A 20,590-nucleotide genomic window follows, 5' to 3' on the forward strand; every position below is an offset into this window, starting at 1 on the left:
TACGGTTGTTGGCAGTGACGTACGACTTCAGTGGGCGCCCGGCCCGATACGCCGGCCCCATCCACTTACTTGAGGAGAACTTCGTGGACTTCACCCCCGAATCCGGCACCATCACTATGTTTTCGACCACGTGGTGCGGCTACTGCAACCGGCTGAAGAAGCAGCTGGACGCACAGGGCATCGGGTACACCGAGATCAACATCGAGGAAGTCGAAGGCACGGCCGATCTCGTCGAGCAGCTCAACGGAGGCAACCGCACCGTCCCCACCGTGCTGTTCCCCGACGGCACCGCCGCCACCAACCCCTCCGCAGCTGAGGTCAAGAGCCGGCTCGCCGCCTAGGCCCTTCCTGCATCCCAGGACACCACCAAACCACGACGGCGCGGCCTCCCAAGGGCCGCGCCGCCGCCCGTTGTGCCAGTAACCAGTAAGTTGTGCCAGCAATCCGCGTTCCAGAACAGAGGAGCTTGTTTCATGGTCCATAAAGTCAAAGCCGCAGTAGTCCGTTCCAAGAATGCCGACGTCACCCTGGAGACGATCCTGGTGCCGGACCCGGGCCCCGGCGAGGCCCTCGTGGACATCCTCACCTGCGGTGTCTGCCACACCGATCTGCACTACAAGCAGGGCGCCATCAACGACGACTTCCCCTTCCTGCTCGGCCACGAGGCCACCGGCGTTGTCAGTGCCGTGGGACCGGACGTCACCGAGGTCGCCCCCGGGGACCGCGTGGTGCTGAACTGGCGGGCCGTCTGCGGCGAGTGCCGGGCCTGCCGCCGGGGCCAGCCGCAGTACTGCTTCAATACCCACAACGCCACCCAGAAAATGACGCTGGAGGACGGCACCGAGCTGACGGCCGCGCTGGGCATCGGTGCCTTCGCCGAAAAGACCCTCGTAGCGGCCGGCCAGTGCACCAAGGTGGACGACGACGCCGATCCCGCCGCCGTCGGCCTGCTCGGCTGCGGCGTCATGGCAGGCATCGGCGCGGCGATCAACACCGGAAACGTCCAGCGCGGCGATTCGGTCGCCGTGATCGGCTGCGGCGGAGTCGGCACGGCGGCCGTCGCCGGCGCGGCGCTCGCCGGCGCCACCACCGTGATCGCCGTCGACATCGACGCCAAAAAGCTCCAGCGCGCCAAGGACCTCGGCGCCACCCACACGGTGGACTCCTCCGCCGTCGACCCCGTCGAAGCAATCCGCGAACTGACCGGTGGTTTCGGCGCCGATGTGGTGATCGACGCCGTCGGCCGCCCGGAAACATACAAGCAGGCCTTCTACGCCCGGGACCTCGCCGGCACGGTGGTCCTGGTGGGTGTGCCGAGCCCCGAGATGACCCTGGAACTGCCGCTGCTGGATGTGTTCGGGCGCGGCGGCTCCCTGAAGTCCTCCTGGTACGGCGACTGCCTGCCTTCGCGCGACTTCCCCACACTCATCAGCCTCTACCGGCAGGGCAAGCTGGACCTGGACGCCTTCGTGACGGAGCGGATCACGATCGACCAGATCGAGGAGGCCTTCACGAAGATGCATGCCGGCGCTGTGCTGCGCTCGGTGGTGGAGCTGTGAACGCCGGCCATGTGAGCATCCGGATCGACCGGCTGGTCACCTCCGGGACGTTTTCCCTCGACGGCGGCACCTGGGATGTTGAGAACAACGTCTGGATCCTCGGGGACGACGCCGAATGCGTCATCATCGACCCGGCCCACGATCCCGCTGCCGTGGCCGCGGCCGTCTCGGGCCGGAAGGTCACCGCAATCCTGCTCACGCACGGCCACGATGACCACATCAGCGCCGTGGGCGAGGTCCGGACTCTCGTGAACGCGCCGGTGTACCTGCACCGGGACGACTGGATGCTGTGGGAGCGGGTGTTCCCCGGCACCGAGCCGGACCACGCCATTGCCGACGGCGACACGTTCGACGTCGCAGGGGCAAGACTCGTGGCACGGCACACCCCCGGCCACTCGCCCGGGTCCGTGTGCTTCCTTCTCGAAAGCGAAGGCACCGTGCTTAGCGAAAAAACAGTGTTCAGCGGGGACACGCTGTTCCAGGGTGGCCCCGGGGCGACGGGCCGATCCTTCAGCGATTTCCCGACCATCATCGAGTCCATCCGGACCCGGCTCCTGCCGCTCCCGGCCGACACGACGGTCCGGACCGGCCACGGGGAACCCACAACGATCGGCACCGAAGCGCCGCACCTTGAGGAATGGATCGCCCGCGGCCACTGACCGCGTCCGCGGAAAGGCCCGGTCCACTGCTTCCGGACCGGGCTTTTCCGCCATAGGATGTGGGGCCATGAGCTCTCACCCCAGCATGGATCCGGCAACACTGGCCGCGGACCTGCGTACCCAGTTCGATGCATTCCTCGACGAGCATCGTGCGGACCTGCACGCCTGCCTGGACGGGCTCACCGAAGAGGAGGCCCGGGCCTCGCTGGTGCCGTCGCGGACCACCCTTCTGGGGCTGGTCAAGCACGCCGCCTTCGTGGAGAAGGTCTGGTTTGACGAGGCCATCACGTGCCGGCCCCGGGCGGTGATCGGCATTCCGGCCACCCCCGACGAATCGTTCATCCTGGCGGACGACGACACCATCGCGGGCCTCCAGGCCGCCTACCTCCAGGCCTGCGGGGACTCACGGCGTCGGGCCGCTTCGCTCGGCCTTGACGACCTTGTCAGAGGCAACCGGCGCGGCCCGCTGCCGCTGCGGTGGGTCTACCTGCACATGCTCAGGGAACTCGCCCAGCACTGCGGCCACGCGGATATTCTGCGCGAGCAGATCCTCGCTGCGCGCACCTGACGGCACCGGCCGCCCGTGTCAAGGTTCTAAACCAGAAGACCCGCATTGCACCATGGGTGCGGGTGAGCGCGGATGCGGCCACCCCCGATTGGTTTTCACAGGGCCGCATCCGCGCTGGTCTAGGGAAGCCCGGGTTCCGGCTCTGGTTCCGCGTGCCGGCGGCGTAATCGCGCCCCGGCCAGCTCACACAGCAAAGCGGGGGCGCGCAAGGAACCGGGCCGGCCGGATGTCGTGTCCGATCTCAAGGCGAACGCCGTGAACGGGGCGACGGCACTGCCGGCGACAACGACTTTGATGGCCATGAGATAGGAACTCCCGCAACGAAGTTAGCAGCCTCTGCATGACCAAAATCAGAATATCAATTGCATTTGCCGCACAAAAGGAAAAGAGAGTAACAATTAACCTGCGGCTTTTTGGGCCGGCATCCCCGTAATCCGCGGCTCACCGTCTCTACAGTCCGGAAAGATGTGGGATGCGGATGAGGTCAACCGGCCGATGCGCTGGCCGTCATTTCGTGGACGGGGCGTATTCCGGGTAGTAACGCTGGATCTCTTGAACGGTCTTGCCGGCCCTCACCATTCGCTCAACGGACATCATGCTCCGGACTTCCTCGTCCGAGGACCGGGTGCTGTTCCACGGTCCCATCGTTCGGTAGCAGAAGTCATTCGGATCGTTCAGCCTGGCCTCGTTGTAGCACTCGGGATGATCCGAGGCATCAACTGCCGTGCCAGCAGGACCGGATTTCGATGCTCCGAATGCGGCGGACAGCCCCAGCGCGAGAAGTGGCGTGAGCGCCACGGCTGCAATTCCAGTTTTCATTCCTTTATTCATGGTTCCCCCAATTGGCCAGAAATATGTTGGCGAGCCTACCGCACAGGTGCCAGGTTTCCCGAGCGACGGTATTTTCCCCTCGGTCATGGAGGATTCGGCAGTTTGCCTCGCCGGAATCGCAGTTGGGTCTTGATCCACTCCGCGGTCTTGGGAAACAATGTTCGCGGCGTAACTGGCCCCGGAGAAAGGGTTTCAATGACAGCGCGGGATACCTCCTCAGTCGGCGCTCCGTGCTGGGTCGACACCTGGCAGCCCGACCCCCAGGCGGCCAAGGACTTCTACGGTCCGCTCTTCGGGTGGACTTTCGACGACCCCATTCCGATGCCGCCCGGGCTCGACGGCTTCTACTACGCCGCCCGCCTCCGCGGTCAACTGGTTGCCGGAATCGGACAGGCGCCGCCGCAATCGCCGCCGGGGTGGATCACCCACGTGCGTGTCGTCAACGTCGGGGAAGCCTTGGCTCGTGCCGAGCGGGCGGGGGGCAAGCGCCTGGCGCCGTTTGGTGCCGGCCCGGATGACCGTATTGCTATGCTCGCCGATGCCACCGGCATCCCGTTCTGCCTGCGGCGGGCAGGAGGGAACGACGGCGCCCAGCTGGCCAATGAGCCGAATTCCTGGGCCATGAGCTCGCTGCACACCACAGATGTCGGGCGGGCCCAGGCGTTCTACGGTGCAATGTTCGACTGGGAACTCGAACCCGTCCCGGACGCCCCCTTCTCGCGGTGGCTCCGCTCCGGCCGGGTAGTGGCGGTGGTGGCAGCCACGGACGGCGTCGCGGTCCCGCCGCATTGGAGCGTCAATTTCGCCGTCCGCGACGCGGACGCCATTGCCCGGCAGGCCGTAACACTGGGTGGCAGCATCTTGATGGCGCCCATGGACACGCCGGGATATCGCAGCGCCGTGATCAGGGACCCCCAGGGCGGCACCATCGCGGTCAGCGCAACCACCGGCTGACGCTTGCTGGAGAGCATGAGCGCCACACCGATTGGCGGCGCTGGTAGGGTCAGCCCATGGATGAAATTTTGGGGAAGTTCATCGACGATTTCGCGCGGCTCGTGGAGCTCGCGCAGTCCGGCCAGCGTCGGGGGCAACCGGGAACCCAGCTGCTGACTACGCTCACCGAGCATTTGGCGGTCCGGGCCGAATCAGTGTCAGTAGTGGTTGAGGAGATTCCGCCGCACCGATTCGTGGACGCAGACATCCTCATGGAAGAGCTCGCCGCCGAGGATCCTGAGTTCCGGCTCGTGGGCATCGGCGGCGGCGACCAACGCCACCATCACTCGCTGAGCGACATGCTGCAGCAGTCCCAGCTATATCCGCAGTTCCCCCTGTCCCAGCCGGACTACGCCAACTTAGCTGTCGGGCCGAACGAACAACGGCAGGCCGTGGCACTGGGGCTCTGGCTGTTCAGCCATGGAGGCAGTCCCATCGCCGTGCTGCAGCGGGACGCCAACCCCCGGTACGGCCGGCAGTTAGCGTCCCTTGAGGTTTTGGCCGGCGCTACAGATAAGGCCGCACGCTTCCTCTCGGAGTTCCGCCGTCGGATGCAGCACCGCAGCGTGCTCAAGGGACAGGTCATTTCCCTGGTGATGGGTGAGTATGGTCCCAGCGCGGCCGGGGTGACGTTCCATGCACGGCCAGTCCTTGCCGCGTCGGATGTCATCCTGCCGGATGGTCTGCTGGAGAAAGTGTCGGACCACGCCTTAGGTATCGCCGAGCACCGCGAGTCTCTGATCAGGTACGGCCAGCACCTCAAACGCGGCGTCCTGCTCTACGGCAGGCCGGGGACGGGCAAGACCCATACGGTGCGGTATTTGTTGAGCCGGAGCGAAGGTGTCACAGCAATCCTTCTTTCGGGAGGATCGCTCGCCAGGATCTCAGAAGCCGCCACCATGGCCAGGGCGCTGCAGCCCTCCATCGTGGTCCTCGAGGACTGCGACCTCATCGCCGAGGACCGCAGCTTCGGGCACGGACCCCAGCCGCTGCTATTCGAGGTGCTGGACGCCATGGACGGTTTGGCCAGCGATGCCGACGTGGCGTTCGTCCTCACCACCAACCGCGTGGACATGCTGGAACGCGCCCTGGCACAGCGTCCCGGCCGTGTGGACCTGGCCGTGGAAATTCCCATGCCAGCCCAGGCGGAGCGGGTTGCACTGATCAAACTGTATGCCCGCGGTATTCCCCTCAGTCCGAACTCGATTGAAGACGCCGCCGCCCGCACCGAAGGAACCACCGCTTCGTTCGCACGCGAACTCGTCCGCCGTGCGGTCGTTGCCGGCGCATTGGACGGCGTGCCGGTGGCGGACCATCATCTTCAGAAGGCTGTGGATGACCTGATGGCCGACAGCGCCGCGCTCACCCGAAGCCTTCTCGGCAGCGGCACCGGAGACGGCTCTGAGGGCATGGGCGGACCGTTCCCCGGACCGCCGGCGGCCTTCCATCCCGGGGGCTAGGACTAACCGCGCCACTGCGCTTGGGCCCTCAGCGCCGCCAGCGGTACGGGGTGGTCGTTGAGACTCGCAGCAATCCATAGCGTTCCAGGATCGGTCGCGAATATTCAGTCGAGTCACTGTGGATGAGTCTCTTGCCGAGCGTCAGCGCGGCCCGGGCCCGGGCGGCGGTGAGCGCCCGGTAGATACCCTGACCACGCCATTCTGGTCGCGTCGCCCCGCCCCAGATGCCCGCGAATTCCGTATCCGGCACCGGCTCGAGGCGGCCAGCGCTCACGATCAGTCCTTCGTGTTCGGCTACCCACAGTTCCATGCCGTCGTCGCGCGCCATGCGTTTCAGGATTGCGTCGGCGTTGCCGTCGGAGACGTCAACGCCGAAAACCTCGTCCTGCATCGCGCTCATGGCGCGGATGTCCCGTTCTGCGCTCACCGGCCGCAGGCTGACGCCGGGCGGGAGCTGGACGTCCACCGTCAAGGCGTTTGCCGGTCCGATCATGATCGACTCGGTCTCATCAGGCTCAAATCCGTTGTCGAGCAGTGCCCCGTGGAGTCCGGGCGCATGATCGTGACCACGGGTTTTCCACTCGACCCGCACGATTGCGGGATCGCTGCGGTAAAACGCGAGCGCTTCGGCTACCCACTGCGCGATCGTCAGGGCATTGGCCCCATCGAGGTTCTGATAGGTCACGAAGCCCCTGCCGCCTGCGAAGGTCACCAGCCGCAGCGGACCCAGCCGTTCCACGCCGCTGGCACCGGGCGTCTCTGCAGCTGTTCGGAGTTGCTGGTCGTACGCCACAAGAAGTTCTTCAGAAAGAGTCATCGGCGTCCACCCTACAGCCACGCCGGACGCCGGATACAGGACATAGGACACCCGGCGCTCAAGTTCCCTCACCGAGGGGCAACCCGGCCGGAGCGATGGCTAAGTGTCACCTGCACTCCTGCCGCCGCCCCCAGCGCGGCCACGTGGCGAAGGTCCGCCTCCGCCGCAAGATCCCCCACGCTCCGCTCTGGAGGGCCTCCGCAGCCTCGTCGTACCCGGCCGCAGGCCTCTTCCGCGGCCAGCCCGCGAGGCTTAGACTCGATTGGCTTGAGCAAACAGGGAGAAGTTCGGCATGAGGCTCGTCGTCGATCTCACTAAGTGTCAGGGTTACGCACAATGCGCCTTCCTCGCCCCGGAGGTCTTCACGATCCAGGGGGACGAGGCACTTACCTACGACCCGGACCCTGACGAGGCGCAGCGCACGAGAATCCGGCGGGCAGCCGCGGCCTGCCCCGTCCAGGCCATCCGGCTCGACCAGCTTGAGGAGCCGCACAGGCCGCGGCCTCCCGAAGACGCCCCGGGAACGGCCGCTGCCGCAAGGGGCAACGGGGGCGCGTTCCTTCGATCCGGCAGGATTGTCATCGTGGGCACGTCACTGACCGGGCTCCGTGCGGCGGAGCGGCTGCGCGAGGAAGGGTTCACGGGCTCGCTGACTCTCATTGGTGAGGAAGCGCACGAGCCGTATGACCGGCCGCCGCTGTCGAAACAGGTCCTGGCCGGGTCGGTGCCGTCCGATGACACGTCGCTGCCGCGCCGCCGGGCAATCGACGCCGACTGGCGTCTGGGCGTCGCGGCCACGGGTCTGGATCTCGCCGCCAGGCAGGTGCATCTCGCCGACGGTGGCCGGATCGGATTCGACAAGTTGTTGATCGCCACTGGGGTGCGGGCCCGGTCCTGGCCAAACGCGGCGGAGGCGGCGCTGGCAGGCGTGCTGACCTTGCGGACCCGCGAGGACGCGGCAACGCTTCGGCAGCTCCTGGCCGCGCGCCCTCGCCGGGTCCTGGTCATTGGCGCCGGGTTCATCGGCTGCGAAGTCGCTTCGGTGTGCCGCGAACTTGGCCTGCCGGTCACCGTGGCGGAGGCGGGCCCGGCACCGCTCGGCGCGGCGCTCGGCAGCGTGATCGGTGCAATTGCCGGAGAGCTTCAGATCGAGAACGGCGTGGATCTGCGCTGCGGCGTCAGGGTCGTTGCACTGGAAGGCGATGCCGGCGGACAGCTGCGCCGCGCCCGCCTCTCCGATGGCACAACACTTGACGTGGACATCGCGGTCGCCGCGCTGGGGACCGTTCGTAACGGTGATTGGCTCGCAGGCTCCGGATTGGCGAGCGGCGTGTGGGGTGTCGCGTGCGACGCCGGCTGCCGGGCATTCGACGTCAACGGGCTGGTCACCGATGACGTCTTCGTCGCCGGCGACGTATCCCGCGCCCCGCAGCCGATGTTCGGCTACCAGTTCCTCGCCGTCGAACACTGGGGCAACGCGATCTCCCAGGCCGAGGTTGCAGCGCACAATATGGTCAGCGGCGAAACCGAACGGTGGCCGCACCTGGCTGTGCCCAAATTCTGGTCCGTCCAGTTCGGCACCGAAATCAAGAGCGTGGGTGTGCCCTCGGTCGCCGATGAGGTCGCCATCGTGCAAGGATCGGTCGGATCTCGGCGGTTCCTGGCCGTTTACGGCTACAAGGGCCGGATCGTGGCTGCAGTGGCGTTCAACCAGAACAAATGGCTTGACTTCTATGAACCGCTGATTGACCAGGCGGCGCCCTTCCCGCCGTCGTTCCACCATATTGACGAGCCCGAGGATGCGCAGCCCGTACCGGCCGGGTTCCAGCCCGCCGCCAGCCCCACCCAGGATGCGACCGTCGTCGTGACCGGTCACTATCCCAATGAGCGGCGCGCCAGATTGACTGACCGCCGCCTCCCGTAAAGCGCCGCACCGGAGACCGGCAGCCACCGGCCCACGACCCAAGGAGCCTTCGCCATGGCCGAGCCCAGCACCTGGGAGCAGATCCTCGACTACACCAACCGGGCTAACCCCTACCCGTTCTACGACGAACTCCGCAAAACCCCCGTGAGACGACTTCCGGACGGCAGCTATCTCGTGAGCACCTACGCGGAGATCGCCGCCCTGTTGCACGATCCACGGGTCAGCTCCGACATAACCCGCAACCCGGCTGCCGCCGCGGCGGGCGCCGCCGTCGGTGAGGACGGGGACGGGGACGGCGCCGGCATGACGCCGACTTTCCTCAGCATGGATCCCCCTGATCACGACAAGTTCCGGCGGATCACCATGCGGCATTTCGGGCCGCCCACGACGCCTGGCCGGGTGGCCGGGATGGAGGCGCGGATGGCGGAAATTGTCACCGATCTGGTCGACAATATGTCGGACCGCGGCCGGATCGACGTCGTCGATGATCTGGCGTATCCCCTGCCCGTCACGGTGATCTGCGAACTTCTCGGTGTGCCCCCGGGAGATGAACAGCGCTTCCGGGTCTGGGTGGACCTGGCCCTGCAATCGACCGATCCCGGACTCGATCCCGAAACCCAGCAAAAGAAGAGGATTGAAGCCGGCACGGAACTGCGAGCGTTCATGCAAGAGCTGGTCGACGCCCACCGGCAGGCCCCGGGGACTGACCTGCTTTCAGCGATGGCCACCGACGATGGCCCGGAGGGCCGCATGCCGGACGAACAACTGGTGAGCACCGGGCTTCTCCTGCTCATCGCCGGACATGAAACCACCGTGAACCTCATCTCCAACGGCGTACTGACGTTACTCCGCCACCCGGCCGAGCTCCAGAGGCTGCGCGCTGACCCCGGCCTGGCCATCCCGATGGTCGAGGAACTGCTCCGCTACGAGCCGCCCGTGCATTTCGTCCCGTTCCGCACCGCCCTCGACGACATCGACATCGCCGGCACCACCATCCCGGCCGGCGCCTCCCTCACCCTGGTCCTTGCTGCGGGCAACCGCGACCCCGCCCATGTGGCTGACCCCGGGCTCTTCATCCCTGACCGGGCCAACAACCAGCACCTCGGTTTTGGGGGCGGGGTTCATCTGTGCTTCGGGGCGCCCCTGGCCCGGCTGGAAGCGCAGATCGCACTCACTGAATTCGCCACCAGGCTGGAGAACCCGCGGCTGGTCTCGGACCCACCGCCGTACCGGCCGAGCCCGTTCCTGCGCGGCCCCTCCCACCTCCCGGTAGACATCGACGGCGTCCTCGCCCCGGGTAAGCCCTTGCCGGCAGTCGCCCGGAAAATGCACTTCAGCGGGTGACGGTTAGAGGTTTCATGGGCAACACACAGGACACCCGTTCCAGTCGTAGGTCGCCAGCGCCCGCCACGCGGTTGTTCCTGCCGGTGTCATCGCACCAGTCAATGTTGTAGGGCACCGCGGTTACGGCGGCATCCCCCACAGCTGTCCGGGCGGGAACGACAAACGTATAGGTGAACCCCCCGGCGTCGTTCATGGCGGTGGTGGTGTTGACAACCTCCACGCCTGTGGCGTCGGTGACGCTCACCTGGATACGGGCGTTCTTGCCGTAGCGGGGATTGCAGTCAGCGTCCGGCGCTGCCACCGTCACGCTCTGCCCCGGTTTGGCTTCCGACGGGGTCAGCGAATAGGCGGGCGGGAAACACGGCGGTTCCCCACCGGTGGAGGACGAGCACCCCGAGATCGAGGCAGCCAGCACCAATGCGCCAACCGTGGCACGGATCGCGGAGCGCCGCCCGCTGTCTTTCAGACAGAAAACCATGCCGTCAGTGTCGCTGGTACAGCAGTCGGCGCCTACTGTTGTGCTGAATTCGTACCCGGATCGTTGCCTGCGCCTGCCCGCCGGCGGTTGACCGCCCCCATCAAGCGCAGGCAGAGCGCCCAGTAGGCCACGCCCGCGGCCAGCGAGCCTGCCACGGCCAAGGCAGGGCTGATCCCGGCCAGCGGCGGATAGACCACCCAGTGGACCAGGTACGCGTAGAGGGAGGCGCTGGCGAGCACCACCAAGAGGCGGCGGAGGACCTTCGGCACCGGAATGCTGGGCAGCCAGATGAGCAGCAGGATCCCGGCGAGTAGCGTGGCCTCCCGGCCGGGGTTCTCGAAGAATCCCGGAACGGTCACTGCTGCAACGACAGAGACCAGGCAACGCTGGGCGAAGGTCCGGGACCGTGCGATAGCCCAACCCAGCGCGAAGAGCCAGAGAGCAGGCGCCGTGTGCGGCACCCCGGGGTTCACCAGCTCATACCGGGTCAGGAGCCCCACGCCGGTCAGCGCCAGCGGAAAGAGCAGGGGGAAGCGCCGCTCGGCGCGGTCCGCCCACGGAACGGCAAGCAGTGCCACGGACCCCACAAGCAGGTAAACAAGAACTTCGATGAACCAGAAATGCCACTGGGTGCTCACCCCCTCCGGCCCGAGGACGGCATTGAGCAGCACGATATTGGTGGGAGAGTAGTTGTCGGTGATCAGGTACGCCACCGCGATGAACGCCATGCTCGGCACGACGATTCTTGCCACGCTGGACAGCTGCCGCCGCAGCCGCGGGACCCGCTTCCCGGAGAGCTGGAAGCGGGCGAAGTTGCAACCGGCCACGGCCATGAGCACGTGGGCCGCACCCTGCCAGCTGAACAGACCGACATGTGTGCTCACGATCAGGACGATCCCGACGGCCCGCAGCACAATGCTCGTCTCGACCGGCGCAAAGAAGCGACGACGCGTCCGGCCCGGTGCAGTGCGCGGCCGGGGCTCCAGATCCCGGACCGGCGTCACGTGCCAGTCCCGCGGGAGATGGCCCAGCGCCTGTTCCAGCCGCACCGACGCGGCCACATAAGAGAGCGAGTCCCCGCCCAGGGACACGAACGTGTCGCTGTCCGCGATGTCGGCGCACTCCAGCACGTCCTGCAAGATCCCCCGGACGCTGTCCGGAGGACTATTGTCCGGCGCGCCGGTTTCCGCTGCGGGGGCGGGTGCCGGCCCGGGTTTCGGCCCGCACAGGGCCAGGACGCCCCTGTAGTCGAGCTTGCCCGTTGCCAGGCGCGGGAGATGGTCGACGGCGTGCACCTCAAGGGCGGCTCGCGGCAGCCCCATGCCCTGGGCGAGGACCTTGCCCAGCAGGTGCGCGTCGTGGTCGCCTTCAACAGCGACGACGACTCCGTCGTCCGTCCCGGCGCTGGCCGCCCGCACACCGAGATCCGCCAGGAGCCGCTCCACCTGCCCCAGGTCAACGCGCAGCCCCACGATCTTGACGAACCGGCTGCGCCGGCCCACCACTTCGTAGACGCCCGCCGGGTGCAGCCTGGCGAGGTCGCCGGTGCGGAGCTCCGCAACGGTCCGGCCTGCGGCAAGGTCCGCCGGGCATTCGGCGTAGCCAAGCATGACGTTGGCGCCGCTGTAGACCAGTTCGCCGTGTTCCAGCCCCGGCACGGGGTCGATCCGGAACGAGCCGCCGGGCACCGGGACGCCCACCGCGCCCGGCACCTCGGCCGCCAGCTCCGGAGGCAGGTACGCCATCCGGGCCGTCGCCTCGGTCTGGCCGTACATCACGAAAAATTCCCAGCCATTTCGGCGGCCCAGTTCGGCGTAGTTCCGCACCGAATCCGGCGCCAGCCGGCCCCCGGCCTGGGTGACGCAGCGCAGGCCGGGCAGATCCATGTCCGCGAACCCGGTCCGTTCCAGCAGTTCAAAGGTGTACGGAACGGCCGCGAAAGACGTCGCCCCGCGGCCTCGGAAGAGGTCCCAGAAGCACGGATCGACCACGGAAAGATCGGTCAGGACCAGTCCGGCGCCGCGGAGCAGGTGGCTGTTGATCACGGACAGCCCATAGCAGTAGGACATGGGCAGCGTCGTGGCCGCGCGGTCGTCGGGCCCGATGTTCAGGTACTCGGAAATCGACGCGGCGTTGGACTGCAGGTTCGCATGCGAGAGCCGCACGAGCTTGGGCGAGCCGGTGGATCCGGAGGTGCTGAGCAGGAGCGCGAGGTCCGGGTGAAGCTCGTGGCGGGTGCCGGTCCGGCGTTCGTCCAGCAGCAGCTGCCCGTTGCCGGGTTGGACAACGACGTCGGGGTCGTAGGCCGCGACGAGGGATTCCAGGGCGGCCGGCTTGTCCTCCGGCAGGAGGATCAGCGGGTGGCCGCCGGCCAGGGCCGCCAGATAGACCACCAGAGAGTCGAGGTCGTTGGCTGCGGCGAGCGCCACGAGGCGCCGTGTGGTGCCAAGCCGGAGGGCGAAGGCATCGACCCGCTCCGCCAGCTCCCGGTACGTCATTGCCAGGGTGTCGGTAAGGATGGCTGGGCTGTCCCCGTAGCTCGCAAGATCGGCGGCAAAGGGCACCCGCATGAAGTCAAGCTGCGTGGTCACCCGGACGATGTCATTAGATTAGGCTTACCTAATCCAAATTAGGGTACGAAAGGTTTGCGTAATCGCCGCGAATCGGTATCCTCCTTACTTAGGTGTACCTAAGTCGGGATTGCATCGGCAATGTTGCCGGGGAAGCCCACTCGGTCCCGTACCCCTGCCTCCCCTCCCCCGCACCGCACCGCACCGCACCGCACCGCACTGCTCCACCCCACCGATCCAAGGAAACACCATGCCCAGCATCCCCCTGCCCAAAAACGCCCCCCGGTTCCGGAAGACGCTTGCCCTGTTGGCCGCGGCAACCGCAGTTCCGTTGGCCCTGGCCGGCTGTATGGGCAACCCAAAGGACCCGGGCGCCGCCGGACCCATCCAGGTCACGAGCAGTACCGGCGTCGACGCCCATCTTCAGGGCCTGTTGGACACCGGCACCCGGCAATACTCCGCTTTCGTCGTGGATCAGACCGATCAGCTGGTTACCGGCACGAGGTCATTCGCGGCGGCTTACGCCGCCGGGTATGCGACGAAGGCCCGCGGACTCTATGCCGCCACGCGCATGCACTGGGAGCGTATCGAGCCGGTCGCCGAGTCGTTCGGGGACCTGGACCCCAAGCTCGACGCCCGTGAAGCCGACCTCGCACCCGGCCAGGAATGGACCGGCTGGCACCGGGCCGAGAAGGACTTGTTCCCGCCGGCCGGCTACACTCCCCTCGCACCGACGGAGCGTGCCGCCATCGCCACGCAGCTTGTTGCCGACACCGAGGACCTGGCCCAGCGGACCCGCACCGTGGAACTCTCCGCGGACAAGATCGGCAACGGCGCCAAGGAACTCCTGGACGAGATGGCCACCGGCAAAGTTACCGGGGAGGAAGAAATCTGGTCCCACACCGATCTCTGGGACTTCCAGGCCAACGTTGACGGAGCCCGGACCGCCTTCGAGAGCCTGTTGCCTGCGCTGCAGCAGAAGGACCCGGCCCTGGCCGAAGCGCTCGAGGCCAAGTTCGCCGCCTTGCAGGCCGGGCTCAAGCAGCATTCCACCGGCGCAGGCTTCGTCTACTACAACGACCTCAGCCAGGCCCAGGTGCAGCAACTCGCCTCCCTGGTTGATGCCCTGGGCGAGCCCTTGGCCAAGCTCGCTTCGGCAATAGCCCCGTGACCGGCTGCCCCTTCGGCGGCAGCCCCCGCCAGACCCCCGACGGCGGCGCCCCCGAATCAGCTAGCGCACCGGAACCAGCCAAGCCACCGGGAGCCGCCGCCATGCCCGCGCCGCCCGCAGCCCCCGGTTCGGGAAAGGGCCGGCTGTCCCGCCGCGGGCTCCTGTCCCTGGCAGGAGCCGGCGGCGCGGGCGCCGTCGCCGGCCTGGCGGTTGGCTTCCTCAGTCACGACGCCGTCGAGGCCGCGGCCGCCCCCGTGGCAGAGCCCGGCGACATCATCGCCTTCCACGGTGACCGGCAGGCCGGCATCGTCACGCCGGCCCAGGACCGCCTTCACATTGCAGCCTTCGACCTCGTCACGGAGGACCGTGCAGAGCTCATCCGGCTTCTGAAAAACTGGACGGCCGCCGCCGTGGCGATGACCGAGGGGCGCAGCACGGGCAGCAGCGGGGCCGTCGATGGCCCCTACGACGCCCCGCCCGAGGACACGGGTGAGGCCCTGGACCTCGGCGCCGGCAGACTCACCCTCACCTTCGGGTTCGGCCCCGGCCTGTTCGAGAAGGACGGCAAGGCCCGCTTCGGACTCGAGGGGCGCCGCCCGGACGCACTGATCGACCTGCCGCACTTCCCAGGCGACGACCTCCAGCCGGGACGCACCGGCGGCGACATCGTGGTGCAGGCCTGCGCCAACGACCCCCAGGTGGCCGTCCACGCGATCCGCAACCTTGCCCGCATCGGCTTCGGGCAGTCGCGCGTCCGCTGGTCCCAACTCGGCTTCGGGCGGACGTCCTCCACGTCGAGGTCACAGGCCACCCCGCGGAACCTCTTCGGCTTCAAGGACGGCACCAACAACCTCAAAGCCGAGGACACCGCCCTGCTTGGGGAGCACGTGTGGGCAGGCCAGGGAACGCGCCCGGAAGAGGGCTGGATGGCCGGCGGCACGTACCTCGTGGCGCGCCGGATCCGGATGCACATCGAAATCTGGGACCGCACGTCGCTGCGGGAACAGGAAGCGCTGATCGGGCGCACCAAGGGCGCCGGGGCCCCGCTCTCCGGCGGCGAGGAATTCACCGCCCCCGACTTCGAGCTCCAGGGGCGCGGCGGGGAACCACTGATCCCGCTGGACGCCCACGTCAGGCTCGCGCACTCGAGCCAGAACGACGGCGTCAAGATGCTCCGGCGCGGCTACAACTACACCGACGGCTCGGACGGCCTGGGGCACCTCGACGCCGGACTGTTCTTCATCGCGTTCGTCACGGACCCCAGGACCCACTATGTGCCCATGCAGCTGGCCATGGCGAAGGAGGACACACTGGCCCTGGAATACCTCAAGCACACCGGCTCGGGCCTGTTCGCGGTTCCGCCGGGCATCCGGGCGGGAGGCTTCATCGGCGAAGGTCTCTTCGCATGATGGCGGCAGTCACCGCTGCGGGCAGCCGCCCGGGAGCCGAAGAGCTCACTGCGTGGCAGACGGGACCGTTCCGGGCGGGAGGACCCGGCTGTGGCGCTTCTCGGCCACAGCCGGATCGAATCTCGTATCTTCCAGGGTCCCTCCGTCGTCGAGCCAACGGCGGTTGGTGTAGAAGCTGATAGCCCGATCGTTGCCTTTCTCAACCCAGAGAAATGCCCGGTCATAGCCGAGTTCGATCAGCTGTTGTTCCGCGGCCGCGAACAGGACGGAACCTACGCCCTGCGCCCAGCAGTCCGGATGCACGTTGATCGCGTGGAGCTGACCGGTTCCCGGGTCCGGGTCGCCGGCAGCAGGGCCGAGGATGGCGAACCCGGCAACCGCATCGGCGCTTTGGACGACGAGGTGAATGGTCCCTTGCCTGGGTTCAAGGATGTTTCGGCGCCAGGCGGATGCCGCGCGGTCGACGTCGAGACCGTCCAGGTACTCATCGGTCATGACGCCGCGGTAAGTGGCCCGCCAGGCCGCGATGTGGATCTCGGCCAGCCGTGCGGCGTCGTGCACGGTTGCTGCCCTGACACTGATGTCCGGAGTGGTCATGGTCCAGAATCTATCAACTGCGGTCACCGGTGCCGGGCGGCGCGCGCGAGGCGGCGGGCAAGGTAGCCGATGACGAGGACGCTGGCTGCGGCGAGGAGCCACGCAGACATCACAGCACGAACGACTCCTGCGGCGAGACCCGATTCCTTGGAATTTCGAGGAGTTCCAGAGCCCGGCCCGAAACACCCGGAATTAGTTGGAGAATCGGAAAGAAGTGTGGGTCGGTGATGTGTCCGTCAAACAGGACTGGGGTACCGCCGGCGCTCACCAGAACTTCTGCCATGCAGGCGGCGACGTCGAGACGCGCCAAGCGGTTGGCCTGGTCCAGGAATTCGCATATTGCCTCCACTTCCGGATCCCGGTCAGTACCGAAGACAAAGCACGCCGCAGCAATCCGGTCATTCCTGACGACGAATACGCTTCGGGACCGGTCCAGTTCTTTCTGGATCATGGGGCGGAATTCAGCGAGGAGTGTCGCGCGCGACCCAGTAGGTGACCATGGCGCGTGCACGATTTCATACATTTCCGTCCATGCTTCATTCAGTTGATCCAGAGCTATTCGATCTCCTGTGAGGATGCCGCCACAGCGGTTTTCGTTTGCCCATCGGAGCACTTCAATACTCGCGGTATCGATCTGCTCGGGCGGACACATTTGATAGCGCACAGCTCCCAGCGATCTGTAAAACTCGTGCGCAACCGTGCCCGGATGGGCTTTGACGGACAGTGGCATCCAACGACGCCTTTGAATGGATTTCACCAGTGCCGAACCGATACCCTGCCGCCGGTATTGCTCACGCACGAAAACGTTGACCGTGTCCCGAGTTGGATGGACGCGGTTGGTGGCTGAGACAGCGATCCCCACTGGCTCTGCACCGAACTTTGCCACCAGCGATGATCCCCCGGGACGCCATTCATCGGCTCTGGCCCATGGCGCGTCGGCTGCGAAGTGATCCGCATCAGCGGCTGTCGCCGGATTGATCACCAGATTTTTTGCTTGTCCGGTCAGCATCCTGGCAGTCTATTCGTTTCAAAGCTGCGGCTTCCGGACGGCATCTTCGAACAAGGAAACAGGTGCTATCCCACCCAGCGACCGGTTGGAAACAGGAACAGAGGCTTTCGGCCGATTCCTTTGGCGCGGTAGCCTGCACTCACACCCTGTATGCCTCTCCCCCGATCGCGATGAGGTCAAATCCCTCCTCGGGCCAGAAGAGTCCAGCAGAACCGTTTTCTTGGAAGGCCACGCCATGTCAGATTCTGAACTTTCCATTCTCCGTGAGCGGGCTGCCCGCGGTGACAACGACGCCATCGGCGAGCTCATCGAGCTGGCCGCGGAGCGGGAAGATTTCGAGGAGCTGCGGCAACTTGCCGACGGCGGCAGCCGCGACGCTGAGGATCAGCTGGTTGAACTCGCCACTGAGAAGGAAGATCTGGACGAGCTTCGGCGTCTGGCATCCGCCGGCAATACGGACGCGGCCGAAGTTCTGGCCGAGCTCACTGAGTAAGCACTCCCGTCTTTCGGCCGGGTCACCGCAGCTGAAATTGACTATGTCAATAGTCGCTGCAGCATCTATGCTGCGCTGAGCCGCAAACGCGGCATCAACTATTCCGTCCACAGGATTGATCGAATGTCGGCGATGATTCAAGGGAAAGTGCCCACGTGACGCCGAAAGAGCTGGTGGTGCGCGCAGCGAGGCCGGAAGACGCGGCCGAGGTGCGCCGGTTGTCCATCGCCTTCACTCCAGCCGCACAGGAGGTTCCGCCCGAGGTTTTCCATAGCCGTTTCGCCCGGTTCCTTGCCGACGCCTCATGGTGCCTCCCTGTGGCTCCGGCACGCACCAGGCTGCTCGGCTACGGCCTCGCTCAGGATTTCGGGCCGGGCCTGCGGGCTGACTTCACGACAGGCCGGGTCCATGACGTCTTTGTAGACCCCGACACGCGCCTGGCCGGCACCGGCCGGGCCCTTATGAACTTCATCTTCGATTGGTCACGGGCCAGGCCACAGCCAATGATCCTGGACTGGCAGGCAAGTCCCTCCGCCATCGGCTTTTACGAGGCACTCGGCTTCACCCCCGATCGTGTGGGCGACTTTCCCGAGTATCCGGGCTTCACCCTTGACCACCGATCCGGACACGGCGTGCGCTACATTGCTCTCAACCCGGCGACGGCCCGGGCGATGGAGGGGGACCATTGAAAGCGTCAAAAGAGAACGTGCACCTGCCGCGGACGGACTGCCCAGCGTCCACTCAGCGGTCCGCGCGGCGAGCCCGGACGCACCGCTCGGCGTCGGGCCGGCCCGTTGCCGCAACCGTATGGGCCGGTGCTGCCGGCACACTGTACTGGCTGGCGGCCAGCGGAGAACCCAGTGCCGCGATGGACGCCGCACCCTGGCTGGTTCTGGTGTCCTGGTTCGTCTATGCAGCCCAGTGGCGCCCGTGCCTCCGCGTTGAGAGCGGCGGGTTTGTGTTGATCAACGGACTGCGCGACCACCGGATACCGTTCGATACGGTTGAGGACATCGAGGTCCGCTATGCCGTCACCGTCAGGGCCGCGGGCAAGAAGTACGTCAGCTGGGGCGCTCCCACCCCGCCGGGCTCGTTCGACTCCGGCTTTCAGCATGTCAGCGATCTGAAGAGCCGGCCACACAGCATGCTCCCCAGCAATGAGCGCATCCGGCAGCCGGAGGTAGTCACCGGCCGTGACAGGATCGCCCAGGCGTGGCACGACGCCCGCGCCGCTGGACTCCACTCCTCCGGCGGAACAGTGACCACGACGTGGAACCGCCCGGTTCTCGCCACCGGCGTCGCGGCGCTCCTCTGGGTGATCGCTGCGGTCCTGATCCAGCGGGGGTGACAGCGCACGCCGGGTGAGGCCTCGGGAGTTCAGACCGAGCGGTACCGGAGCGAGCCGGGAATCTCTCCCCGGGATCCGAGGCCTTCCCCGTAGGCGAACTGTGCCCACAGCGCCCGCATCGCCTGGCCATGGGCATTGATCTCGTCCCACGTCGCCCCCGCCAGAAGTCCGGCACCTTCCCACGTGCGCTGATGGCCGAAGAGCAGGGGCAGGTCAACCGTGTGCGCGGCGCCATAGAGATTTCCCGGTGCGCGCCAGGACAGCACGTAGCTGTGGGCCCGGCCGCCCGCACGTACATGCCGCCTGGCAAACTGCCTGGCCGCTTTGCCGTACACCAATTCCGTAACCACCCAGGTGACTGCCTTGAGCACCGCGCTGCCGACCACGGGAATCCTCGCCACCCGGCCCAGGCGCGGGCTGCGCGGCAGAAACAGCCGGGCTTCCTCCGCCGTGTAGCCGATCAGGATGTCGATCGCCGGGGCAGCGGCATTCCAGGCCCGGTCAAGCCCGGATTCCTCGGGCAGGGGTGAGTGCCCGTACTGGATCCCGAACGGCATGGCAGCCATCAGACCGAACTTCCTCGCCGCCCGCGCCACGTCCTCTTCAATAGCGACGACGTCCATCGCCGGAGTCGCGGCGGTAACCGCCTCCGCGGCCACCCCCATGGCGGCGGTCATCCTTTCCCGCCCCCGGGTAATGCCCAGCGGCGCACTTTGAATGATGGCGCGCTGGAAGAGCGACGCCGCGTCAGGGGTCGCCATGAGGTGCGCGACGGCGTCGCCCCCTGCGGATTGCCCGAACGCGGTGACGCGGCCCGGATCGCCGCCGAAGGACGCGATGTTGCGCTGCACCCACCGGAACGCCTCGATCTGGTCGAGCAGGCCCAGATTGGCGGGACGGCCGGTGCTGGTGGACAAATATCCGAAGAGGCCCAGCCGGTAGGTCACCGAAACGACGATCACCCGGGTTTCGGCAACCAGCGCTGCGGGGTCGAAGATCGCCAGATCCCCGGAACCGGACGTGTAGGACCCGCCGTGCAGCCACACCATTACCGGCAGCCGTTCACCGTCGTGGAGATCGGCAGGCAGGGTGATGGTCAGGCGCTGGCAATCCTCGCTGCCCGGAAGTTCGCCGTAGCGGGTGCCGAGCACGTCATCCAGGAAGGGCACCGGCGCCTGCGGGCACGCCGGAGACAGGGATGTCGCCTCGAGCGTCTCGGCCCAGTCGGGTGCCGGCGCGGGCGGCTGAAAGCGTTCCGCGGTGGCGTAGGGAATGCCGGCGGCACGCACGACGGCGCCGTCGCGCCATCCGGTGATCGGGCCACACGGCGGATCGAAGGAAAGGTTCACGTTCATTCCGG

At 66.9% G+C, this 20,590-nt stretch carries 20 protein-coding genes; 13 read left to right on the top strand and 7 right to left on the bottom strand.

The window, feature by feature from the left end; genetic code table 11:
- The first annotated feature begins 83 nt into the window (after positions 1-83).
- From AC1DKN_RS14140 to AC1DKN_RS14155, 4 genes are all read left to right on the top strand, one after another.
- On the top strand, positions 84-341 hold the full coding sequence (locus AC1DKN_RS14140) for a mycoredoxin (protein ID WP_011692168.1): 258 nt from the start codon (positions 84-86) through the stop codon (positions 339-341).
- 132 nt (positions 342-473) lie between these two features.
- Positions 474-1,559 carry an S-(hydroxymethyl)mycothiol dehydrogenase gene (locus AC1DKN_RS14145; protein WP_476849334.1) on the top strand — a complete coding sequence of 362 codons (1,086 nt, stop codon included), beginning with the start codon at positions 474-476 and terminating at the stop codon, positions 1,557-1,559.
- Entirely contained in the window at positions 1,556-2,218 is a 663-nt protein-coding gene (locus tag AC1DKN_RS14150; RefSeq protein WP_476871614.1) for an MBL fold metallo-hydrolase, read from the top strand. Before AC1DKN_RS14145 ends, AC1DKN_RS14150 begins: the two co-directional genes overlap by 4 nt.
- 67 nt (positions 2,219-2,285) lie before the next feature.
- Entirely contained in the window at positions 2,286-2,786 is a 501-nt protein-coding gene (locus AC1DKN_RS14155) for a DinB family protein (RefSeq protein ID WP_476871615.1), read from the top strand.
- Between the two features lie 507 nt (positions 2,787-3,293).
- On the opposite strand, the gene AC1DKN_RS14160 is transcribed toward AC1DKN_RS14155, so the two are convergent.
- Entirely contained in the window at positions 3,294-3,605 is a 312-nt protein-coding gene (locus AC1DKN_RS14160; protein ID WP_476871616.1) for a hypothetical protein, read from the bottom strand.
- 207 nt (positions 3,606-3,812) lie between these two features.
- Here AC1DKN_RS14160 and AC1DKN_RS14165 point away from each other — a divergent pair, with 207 nt between their 5' ends.
- Positions 3,813-4,571, top strand: a complete 759-nt coding sequence (locus AC1DKN_RS14165) for a VOC family protein (protein ID WP_476871617.1) — start codon at positions 3,813-3,815, stop codon at positions 4,569-4,571.
- 56 nt (positions 4,572-4,627) lie between these two features.
- Positions 4,628-6,070: an AAA family ATPase gene (locus AC1DKN_RS14170; protein ID WP_476871618.1), complete on the top strand. Its 1,443-nt coding sequence runs from the start codon at positions 4,628-4,630 to the stop codon at positions 6,068-6,070.
- A gap of 28 nt (positions 6,071-6,098) precedes the next feature.
- Here the strand turns inward: AC1DKN_RS14170 and AC1DKN_RS14175 are convergent, their stop codons facing one another.
- The gene (locus AC1DKN_RS14175) at positions 6,099-6,887 is read right to left on the bottom strand and encodes a GNAT family N-acetyltransferase (RefSeq protein ID WP_476871619.1); all 789 of its coding nucleotides are present in this window, start codon (positions 6,885-6,887) and stop codon (positions 6,099-6,101) included.
- A gap of 292 nt (positions 6,888-7,179) precedes the next feature.
- Here AC1DKN_RS14175 and AC1DKN_RS14180 point away from each other — a divergent pair, with 292 nt between their 5' ends.
- Positions 7,180-8,811: an FAD-dependent oxidoreductase gene (locus tag AC1DKN_RS14180; protein ID WP_476871620.1), complete on the top strand. Its 1,632-nt coding sequence runs from the start codon at positions 7,180-7,182 to the stop codon at positions 8,809-8,811.
- Between the two features lie 54 nt (positions 8,812-8,865).
- Positions 8,866-10,155 (top strand): cytochrome P450, encoded by a 1,290-nt coding sequence (locus tag AC1DKN_RS14185; protein ID WP_476850014.1) that lies wholly within the window; start codon positions 8,866-8,868, stop codon positions 10,153-10,155.
- Here the strand turns inward: AC1DKN_RS14185 and AC1DKN_RS14190 are convergent.
- A complete protein-coding gene (locus tag AC1DKN_RS14190) occupies positions 10,145-10,633 on the bottom strand; it encodes a hypothetical protein (RefSeq protein WP_476850015.1) in 489 nt (162 codons plus the stop codon). The genes AC1DKN_RS14185 and AC1DKN_RS14190 overlap by 11 nt on opposite strands.
- 32 nt (positions 10,634-10,665) lie before the next feature.
- Positions 10,666-13,224, bottom strand: a complete 2,559-nt coding sequence (locus AC1DKN_RS14195) for an AMP-binding protein (protein ID WP_476871621.1) — start codon at positions 13,222-13,224, stop codon at positions 10,666-10,668.
- A 229-nt stretch (positions 13,225-13,453) separates the two neighbouring features.
- On the opposite strand from AC1DKN_RS14195, the gene efeO reads away from it, so the two are divergent.
- Both efeO and efeB read left to right on the top strand, forming a co-directional pair.
- Positions 13,454-14,374, top strand: coding sequence for an iron uptake system protein EfeO (gene efeO, locus AC1DKN_RS14200; protein WP_476871622.1), 921 nt, complete (start codon positions 13,454-13,456; stop codon positions 14,372-14,374).
- Entirely contained in the window at positions 14,371-15,783 is a 1,413-nt protein-coding gene (gene efeB, locus AC1DKN_RS14205; RefSeq protein ID WP_476871623.1) for an iron uptake transporter deferrochelatase/peroxidase subunit, read from the top strand. The genes efeO and efeB overlap by 4 nt, the downstream gene beginning before the upstream one ends.
- 45 nt (positions 15,784-15,828) lie before the next feature.
- Here the strand turns inward: efeB and AC1DKN_RS14210 are convergent, their stop codons facing one another.
- Together AC1DKN_RS14210 and AC1DKN_RS14215 are read right to left on the bottom strand one after the other, a co-directional pair.
- Positions 15,829-16,380, bottom strand: coding sequence for an N-acetyltransferase family protein (locus AC1DKN_RS14210; protein ID WP_476850019.1), 552 nt, complete (start codon positions 16,378-16,380; stop codon positions 15,829-15,831).
- Between the two features lie 109 nt (positions 16,381-16,489).
- The gene (locus AC1DKN_RS14215) at positions 16,490-17,389 is read right to left on the bottom strand and encodes a GNAT family N-acetyltransferase (protein ID WP_476871624.1); all 900 of its coding nucleotides are present in this window, start codon (positions 17,387-17,389) and stop codon (positions 16,490-16,492) included.
- A gap of 235 nt (positions 17,390-17,624) precedes the next feature.
- Here AC1DKN_RS14215 and AC1DKN_RS14220 point away from each other — a divergent pair, with 235 nt between their 5' ends.
- From AC1DKN_RS14220 to AC1DKN_RS14230, 3 genes are all read left to right on the top strand, one after another.
- Positions 17,625-17,882 (top strand): hypothetical protein, encoded by a 258-nt coding sequence (locus AC1DKN_RS14220; RefSeq protein ID WP_476850021.1) that lies wholly within the window; start codon positions 17,625-17,627, stop codon positions 17,880-17,882.
- Positions 17,883-18,037: 155 nt separating this feature from the next.
- On the top strand, positions 18,038-18,571 hold the full coding sequence (locus AC1DKN_RS14225; protein ID WP_476850022.1) for an N-acetyltransferase family protein: 534 nt from the start codon (positions 18,038-18,040) through the stop codon (positions 18,569-18,571).
- Between the two features lie 179 nt (positions 18,572-18,750).
- A complete protein-coding gene (locus AC1DKN_RS14230) occupies positions 18,751-19,230 on the top strand; it encodes a hypothetical protein (RefSeq protein ID WP_476871625.1) in 480 nt (159 codons plus the stop codon).
- A 29-nt stretch (positions 19,231-19,259) separates the two neighbouring features.
- On the opposite strand, the gene AC1DKN_RS14235 is transcribed toward AC1DKN_RS14230, so the two are convergent.
- Positions 19,260-20,585, bottom strand: a complete 1,326-nt coding sequence (locus tag AC1DKN_RS14235) for a carboxylesterase family protein (RefSeq protein WP_476871626.1) — start codon at positions 20,583-20,585, stop codon at positions 19,260-19,262.
- Between the last annotated feature and the right edge of the window lie 5 nt (positions 20,586-20,590).

The organism is Arthrobacter sp. 01N444 (assembly GCF_056399305.1).

What these genes read in the sequence shown, in the direction of transcription:
- AC1DKN_RS14155 (WP_476871615.1), top strand. Translation starts at nt 2,286, where the DNA reads ATGAGCTCTCACCCCAGCATGGATCCGGCAACACTGGCCGCGGACCTG.
- AC1DKN_RS14170 (WP_476871618.1), top strand. Translation starts at nt 4,628, where the DNA reads ATGGATGAAATTTTGGGGAAGTTCATCGACGATTTCGCGCGGCTCGTG.
- AC1DKN_RS14220 (WP_476850021.1), top strand. Translation starts at nt 17,625, where the DNA reads ATGTCAGATTCTGAACTTTCCATTCTCCGTGAGCGGGCTGCCCGCGGT.
- AC1DKN_RS14145 (WP_476849334.1), top strand. Translation starts at nt 474, where the DNA reads ATGGTCCATAAAGTCAAAGCCGCAGTAGTCCGTTCCAAGAATGCCGAC.
- AC1DKN_RS14165 (WP_476871617.1), top strand. Translation starts at nt 3,813, where the DNA reads ATGACAGCGCGGGATACCTCCTCAGTCGGCGCTCCGTGCTGGGTCGAC.
- AC1DKN_RS14175 (WP_476871619.1), bottom strand. Translation starts at nt 6,887, where the DNA reads ATGACTCTTTCTGAAGAACTTCTTGTGGCGTACGACCAGCAACTCCGA.
- AC1DKN_RS14190 (WP_476850015.1), bottom strand. Translation starts at nt 10,633, where the DNA reads ATGGTTTTCTGTCTGAAAGACAGCGGGCGGCGCTCCGCGATCCGTGCC.
- efeO (WP_476871622.1), top strand. Translation starts at nt 13,454, where the DNA reads ATGCCCAGCATCCCCCTGCCCAAAAACGCCCCCCGGTTCCGGAAGACG.
- AC1DKN_RS14180 (WP_476871620.1), top strand. Translation starts at nt 7,180, where the DNA reads ATGAGGCTCGTCGTCGATCTCACTAAGTGTCAGGGTTACGCACAATGC.
- AC1DKN_RS14160 (WP_476871616.1), bottom strand. Translation starts at nt 3,605, where the DNA reads ATGAAAACTGGAATTGCAGCCGTGGCGCTCACGCCACTTCTCGCGCTG.
- AC1DKN_RS14210 (WP_476850019.1), bottom strand. Translation starts at nt 16,380, where the DNA reads ATGACCACTCCGGACATCAGTGTCAGGGCAGCAACCGTGCACGACGCC.
- AC1DKN_RS14185 (WP_476850014.1), top strand. Translation starts at nt 8,866, where the DNA reads ATGGCCGAGCCCAGCACCTGGGAGCAGATCCTCGACTACACCAACCGG.
- AC1DKN_RS14235 (WP_476871626.1), bottom strand. Translation starts at nt 20,585, where the DNA reads ATGAACGTGAACCTTTCCTTCGATCCGCCGTGTGGCCCGATCACCGGA.
- AC1DKN_RS14230 (WP_476871625.1), top strand. Translation starts at nt 18,751, where the DNA reads ATGGACGCCGCACCCTGGCTGGTTCTGGTGTCCTGGTTCGTCTATGCA.
- AC1DKN_RS14215 (WP_476871624.1), bottom strand. Translation starts at nt 17,389, where the DNA reads ATGCTGACCGGACAAGCAAAAAATCTGGTGATCAATCCGGCGACAGCC.